The organism is Pseudoalteromonas sp. TB25 (assembly GCF_000497995.1).
GTDB lineage: Bacteria > Pseudomonadota > Gammaproteobacteria > Enterobacterales > Alteromonadaceae > Pseudoalteromonas > Pseudoalteromonas distincta.
The window spans coordinates 1-2,746 of sequence record NZ_AUTI01000355.1 but is presented as its reverse complement, the minus strand read 5'-3'; the positions used below and the strand labels follow the sequence as shown (position 1 = coordinate 2,746).

Here is a 2,746-nt window from a genome sequence, read left to right as displayed (position 1 = left end):
CGGCTGTTACAGTTGATCAAAAGCAAGTTGAGCAAAAAATTGCTGAGCTTCAAAAGAGAGAAAAAGATAAAAAAAGTGCTGAAGACAAACGTATTCGCGATTTAGAACGCAGGGCGGCAAATGCACGTGAGCAACGCGAATCTGAATCTAGGCATATTAAAAAGCTAGAGCAAGAACGCAAAGCTAAAGAAAAAGAAACAGCCGAGGCGCAAGCACAAGCTAAAAAAGCACGTGCTATTGAGCAAAAAGAGCGCGCTAAAGCTAAGCAAGCTGAAAAACAAAAGCAAGAAGCTGAAAGTGCAGCTAAAGCTGCTGCTGATAAACGTAAAACCGAAGAAGACGCACTTAAAAAAGCAGAAGCTGAACGTAAAAAACGTGAAATCGAGGCAAAAGAGCGTGCAGCCGAGGCAGAACGTAAACGCCAGCAAGCGATGCAAGAGCAAATGCTACAAGAGCAACTTGCAAAAGAGCAGGCTGCCCGTAGTAAAATACGTCAGCAACAAGTGGTGAGCGAAGTTGATAAGTACCGTGCATTAATTATGGCGCGTATTCAACAAAACTTATTGATTGATGAAAAAATGAAAAACCAACAGTGCCGAGTCAATATTCGTTTAGGCTTTAATGGTTTAGTAACGCAAGTTAAATCATTAGGTGGCGATAAGTTAGTGTGTGAAGCTGCATTAAGAGCAGTGCGCATGGCTGACACATTACCGGTATCTAAAGATAAAGACGTATTCGAACAACTTAAGAATATTAATTTAACAATCAAGCCAGAGTTTTAAAGGAATGATATGTTCAACAAAATAAAAATAGCCTGTTTAGTTTTACTGTTTGGGTTTGTGGGTGTTGCTAATGCAGCGCTTGAAATTGTAATAACTGAGGGTGTAGATGGTGCAAGGCCTATTGCTATAGTGCCTTTTAAATACCAAGGTGTTGGTCCAATCCCTGAAAAATTAAGCAGTGTTATTGCTGCCGACTTAATGCGCAGTGGTAAGTTTAAACCTGTAGATGTAGCGCAAATGCCACAACAGCCGACCAAAGATAGCGAAATTGATTACGCATCTTGGGTTAATAAAGGTGTGGAGGCTGTATTAGTGGGCGAAGTTGAGCAGCAAACTGATGGGCGTTACTTAGTGCGTTATGAGTTAGTTGACGTGATTCGTGGCCAAATTACTGGTGGCAACACACAAATGATGAGTAATGGTAAGTTAATCAAAAGCCAAGATCATATTTTAGAAGCGCGTGAAAGTGTTATTGGTGAAAGCGGTTTTCGCCGTTACTCTCATCGAATCAGTGACGTTATATATGAAAAACTTACTGGTGAGAAAGGCGCATTTTTGACTAAAATTGCTTATGTAATAGTGCGCGATAATGATGAAAAGCCTTACCAATTAGTTGTTGCAGACTATGATGGATTTAATGAGCAAGTATTGCTTCGCTCAAAAGAGCCATTAATGTCGCCAGCGTGGTCACCAGATGGTACTAAGCTAGCGTATGTAACGTTTGAAAACCGCCAAAGCCAAATTTATATTCAAGATATTTACACGGGTAAGCGCGAAATAATCGCAAGCTACCGTGGTATTAATGGCGCACCGCAGTTTTCGCCAGATGGCAAAAAGCTATTATTAGTACTTTCTAAAGACAAGACGGGTGCAACAGAAGTTTACTTGCTTGACCTGGCTACACGCAAAGAAACGCGCTTAACAAATCACCGTAGCATAGATACTGAACCATCTTGGCATCCTAATGGTCGAGATATTGTGTTTACATCTGAAAGGGGTGGTAATGCTCAGATTTATAAGTTAAATTTAAAAACAGGTAGGTCACAACGACTCACCTTTGATGGTGATATGAATCTTGCTGGTTCTATAACACCAGATGGAAAAGAATTAGTGATGGTTAACCGTACCAACGGGCAGTACCATCTTGCTAAGAAAGAGCTGGCTACAGGTGCGTTCCAAGTATTAACGAGAACACGCCTAGATGAATCACCGAGCATAGCGCCAAACGGTTCGATGATTATATATAGCACGCTTCATAATAATAAACAGGTACTTGCGCTAGTATCGATGGACGGCCGCTTTAAAGCACGGTTACCTGTGCTAGACGGACAAGTAAAGGCACCAGCTTGGTCGCCATACTTACAGTAATATTACTGGTTTACTCAAAATAGGAATCTACTCAATGCAACTTAACAAAATACTTAAAGGCCTGCTAATTGCTGTGCCAGTAATGACATTAGCAGCTTGTAGCTCATCTTCAGATATTGATGAAGGTGCTGCAAACCAATCAAATCAAGGCGTTGTTGAGCAATCAACTAACACTGATACAGTTGAAGTAGCTACAATCTCTCCTGAGCAACAAGCAGAAGAGCAACTTCGTCAAAAGTACGAAGCACTTCGCCAAGAGCAAGTAATCTACTTTGATTTTGATAAAGCGACAGTTGAAGGCAAATACGCTGATTTACTTCGTGCACATGCTGAGTTTTTAGTTCAAAACTCATCAGTTAAAGTACTAATTGAAGGCCACGCAGATGAACGCGGTACTCCAGAGTACAATATTGCACTAGGTGAGCACCGTGGCCAAGCAGTTGAAAAATACCTATTAAGCTTAGGTGTTTCAGCTAGCCAAATGTCAGTGGTAAGCTACGGTGAAGAGAAGCCAATGGTTAAGTCTCGCACTGAATCAGCTTTCGCTAAAAACCGCCGTGCGGTACTAGTTTACTAAGATAAGAGATATTATGAAG

At 41.2% G+C, this 2,746-nt stretch carries 2 protein-coding genes and 1 pseudogene (1 of these 3 cut by a window edge); all 3 read left to right on the top strand.

Translation table 11 applies throughout. The annotated features are described in order from the left end of the window. Window positions 1–782, top strand: a pseudogene (gene tolA / locus L652_RS01000000123885) (cell envelope integrity protein TolA); it begins 143 nt to the left of the window's first position. A gap of 9 nt (window positions 783–791) precedes the next feature. Then, the gene (tolB, locus tag L652_RS0115000) at window positions 792–2,150 is read left to right on the top strand and encodes a Tol-Pal system beta propeller repeat protein TolB (RefSeq protein WP_024597678.1); all 1,359 of its coding nucleotides are present in this window, start codon (window positions 792–794) and stop codon (window positions 2,148–2,150) included. Between the two features lie 34 nt (window positions 2,151–2,184). Further along, window positions 2,185–2,727 (top strand): peptidoglycan-associated lipoprotein Pal, encoded by a 543-nt coding sequence (gene pal, locus L652_RS0114995; RefSeq protein WP_024597677.1) that lies wholly within the window; start codon window positions 2,185–2,187, stop codon window positions 2,725–2,727. Window positions 2,728–2,746: the final 19 nt, after the last annotated feature.

What these genes read in the sequence shown, in the direction of transcription:
- tolB (WP_024597678.1), top strand. Translation starts at nt 792, where the DNA reads ATGTTCAACAAAATAAAAATAGCCTGTTTAGTTTTACTGTTTGGGTTT.
- pal (WP_024597677.1), top strand. Translation starts at nt 2,185, where the DNA reads ATGCAACTTAACAAAATACTTAAAGGCCTGCTAATTGCTGTGCCAGTA.